The sequence below is a fragment of the Blautia sp. TM10-2 genome (genome assembly GCF_003480845.1).
GTDB lineage: Bacteria > Bacillota > Clostridia > Lachnospirales > Lachnospiraceae > Fusicatenibacter > Fusicatenibacter saccharivorans.
The window spans coordinates 245-3,346 of the sequence record NZ_QUJZ01000026.1 but is presented as its reverse complement, the minus strand read 5'-3'; the positions used below and the strand labels follow the sequence as shown (position 1 = coordinate 3,346).

Below are 3,102 nucleotides of genomic sequence, written 5' to 3'. Positions count from 1 at the left end.
ATTATGGGATATTTTTTGGGGCAACACAATCCGTCGAATTATTTTGCACTTACCTTATATGGTGCGGAAAGAGGGATAAACACTTTTCAAATCATAAAGGAAAGGAGGTGAGATTGATGAAACCGTCTGACTTCCAGAAAACAGTTCAATGTCGTTTTGAAAGTTGTTTAAAGAAAGTTGTCCGTAGTGTCGTGAAAGATTATTACAAGGAATTAAACCGTCGTAAGAATAAAGAAATATCTTTCAGCGAATTGCCAGATGTCCTTGTTGATAAAATGGCTGTTTGGGACGACTACGAAACAGATTATACAATCTTTTCAGTATGTGGCATTGATATTCGTGTCCTTGATGATGAATTGGCAGAAGCCTTGAAGAAACTTCCAGAAAGAAAACGCAATACTCTGTTGATGTATTACTTCTTGGAAATGACAGAAAGTGAAATTGCCAACTTGCAGAAAATCACGCAAAGCGGTGTATTTAGAAACCGACATCACGCTTTGGAAACTATGAAAAAAATACTCAAGGAGGAACATTAGAAAATGAAACAGTTATTTAAGAAACCGTCTTATTACTTGATTTCATCAGCTATGGACGGAAACGAAAAAGCGATTGAAAAATTACTGGCATTTTATGACCCTTACATATCAAAGTGCTGTTTGCGTTCACTTTATGATGAATACGGCAATGTTTATATCGTTGTAGATATGGAATTAAAAGGACGTATCAGAGAAGCACTTATCAAAATGATTTTAGGTTTTGATATTGAAGATATGGACTTAGAACCAGAAGAATAAGCAGTTTTTAGCGGAGCATGATTTAATATCCCCCTCTTTCCTGCTCTGCCACCTGCTTTTATATGAAAGCAACACGCTTTCACCACAGCTCTTTGACAACTGAATAAAGCAGACAGATACGTTTGTGAGATGGCGAGCCACGGGGACTGTACGCCACGACCTTTTCAAAAGAAAGCGAGCGACCCACGCAGTGATCCGAGAGCGACTGTTGGAAAAGTTGTTTTGCCACGACCTATCCTCACAGAATAATGATACGTCCGCATGGTGCGGTTCTGCCCACAAGAATGGGAATAGTTGAGATACTAATGGAGCTTTCCAAAGCCGTCTGCCTGCTTGTAAAAAACGACACACAGTAAAGGGGGGTGCATAGATTATGAACAATACTGATGTGCCTATTTGGGAAAAATATACGCTGACGGTTGAAGAAGCGTCCAAATACTTCCGCATTGGCGAAAAGAAATTGCGTAAATTAGCCGAAGAAAATCTTGACGCTGGCTGGGTTATCGTGAACGGCAACCGTATTCAGATTAAGCGAAAACAATTTGAAAAAATCATAGATACATTGGACGAAATCTAATGTCATTGAGCCGTAGATATGGTATAATAAATATAGCGTATCACGGCTCGTTCCATGACGGAAAGGAGCTTTACACTATGTCTAATGTAAAACGAAAAGACAGTAAAAATCGCAATTTGCGTAATGGAGAGAGCCAGCGAAAAGACGGAAGATACGTTTATAAATATACCGATATATACGGAAAGCCACAATTTATCTATTCTTGGAAACTTGTACCGACAGACAAGACACCTGCTGGAAAGCGTGATGATATATCGTTGAGGGAAAAAGAAACACAGATTAAAAAAGACCTTAACGACGGTATCGATACAGCAGGCGGTAAAATGACAGTCTGCCAGCTCTACGACAAGAAGAACAGCCAAAGAAAGAACATCAAGAGGGCTACTGAAAAAGGACGACAGTATCTTATGAACGCTCTGAAAAATGACCCATTGGGTATGAGGGCGATTGATACTGTTAAGCAGTCGGACGCTAAAGAATGGGCTATCAGAATGAGCGAAAAAGGATACGCCTATAAAACGATTGATAACTACAAGCGTTCCTTGAAAGCGTCATTTTACATGGCGATACAAGACGACTGTATCAGAAAGAACCCGTTTGAATTTAAGCTAAGTGATGTTCTGGAAGATGATACGGAGCAGAAAGTTATCCTTACACCAGAGCAGGAAGAACGCCTGCTTGCCTTTATGGAAAAGGATAAGATTTACAGCAAGTATTATGATGAGGTTGTGCTTCTGCTGGAAACGGGACTTCGTATTTCTGAATTTTGCGGACTAACGACGCATATTGATATGCAGAACAGAATACTCAATATAGACCACCAGTTATTGAAAGACAGCGAAATCGGCTACTATATTGAAACGCCAAAGACCAAAAACGGAAAACGAGAACTTCCATTGACAGAACGGGCTTATCAAGCAATCCAAAGAATACTAAAGAACAGAGGAAAGGCACAACCGTTGATTGTAGGTGGTTATAGCAATTTCCTATTCTTGAACCGTGAGGGCTTACCTAAAGTTGCAGGAAACTATGAGGGCATGGTGCGAGGACTAATTAAGAAGTATAACAAGTATCACACGGACAAGTTACCGAACATCACACCACATTCATTCCGACATACTTACTGTACGAATATGGCAAACAGAGGAATGAACCCAAACACCCTGCAATATCTTATGGGACACGCTAACATAACCATGACACTTGGCTATTATGCACACGGTACATTTCAATCTGCAAAAGCAGAACTGGAAAGACTGGCTTGTTAATATCGGAGCTTATATTTACTACTCATTTACTACTTTTGGTTGCATTTTCATGCTGGTAAATGCCAGCTTATGCAAGGTATCTTCCAAAAAGAAAATACCGATAAAGCCCTAAAATACGGGATATATCGGCATTTACCAACTTATGAAAAGATAATCAGAAATTTAGTAAGTTTTTAACACAAAAAATCAACTACTTGTTTCAACCCATCGACGTCATCCTTTAACCAACCCATATCAACTTTGATTCCATAATGTGTTCCACTAAACATAATCTTTACCTCCTGTATTCATTGATGTTCTTTTGATGATTAAAGTATACCACCAAATTAGTGGTTTTGAAAAATTATAAAGAGGATTCCTGGAAGAGAGCATATCAACTTAGTGCGACAGCCCCTTTTACTTAACTCTTAAATGAAAAGTCTAATCCCCCAGCTATGCTGGGGAGAATAGAGTAGTCGGAAGT

At 39.2% G+C, this 3,102-nt stretch carries 4 protein-coding genes; all 4 read left to right on the top strand.

The features are described from left to right. The first annotated feature begins 8 nt into the window (after positions 1–8). The 4 genes from DXD92_RS18260 (at position 9) to DXD92_RS18240 (ending at position 2,639) form a co-directional block, all read left to right on the top strand. Positions 9–536 (top strand): sigma-70 family RNA polymerase sigma factor, encoded by a 528-nt coding sequence (locus DXD92_RS18260; protein WP_243104956.1) that lies wholly within the window; start codon positions 9–11, stop codon positions 534–536. 3 nt (positions 537–539) lie between these two features. After that, positions 540–794, top strand: coding sequence for a helix-turn-helix domain-containing protein (locus DXD92_RS18255; RefSeq protein WP_002322727.1), 255 nt, complete (start codon positions 540–542; stop codon positions 792–794). A gap of 373 nt (positions 795–1,167) precedes the next feature. Next, on the top strand, positions 1,168–1,371 hold the full coding sequence (locus tag DXD92_RS18245; protein WP_002322728.1) for an excisionase: 204 nt from the start codon (positions 1,168–1,170) through the stop codon (positions 1,369–1,371). Between the two features lie 77 nt (positions 1,372–1,448). Next, a complete protein-coding gene (locus DXD92_RS18240) occupies positions 1,449–2,639 on the top strand; it encodes a site-specific integrase (RefSeq protein ID WP_003062094.1) in 1,191 nt (396 codons plus the stop codon). The last annotated feature ends 463 nt before the right edge of the window (positions 2,640–3,102 follow it).

Coding starts and splice junctions, on each gene's coding strand:
- DXD92_RS18245 (WP_002322728.1), top strand. CDS start 1,168: ATGAACAATACTGATGTGCCTATTTGGGAAAAATATACGCTGACGGTT.
- DXD92_RS18240 (WP_003062094.1), top strand. CDS start 1,449: ATGTCTAATGTAAAACGAAAAGACAGTAAAAATCGCAATTTGCGTAAT.
- DXD92_RS18255 (WP_002322727.1), top strand. CDS start 540: ATGAAACAGTTATTTAAGAAACCGTCTTATTACTTGATTTCATCAGCT.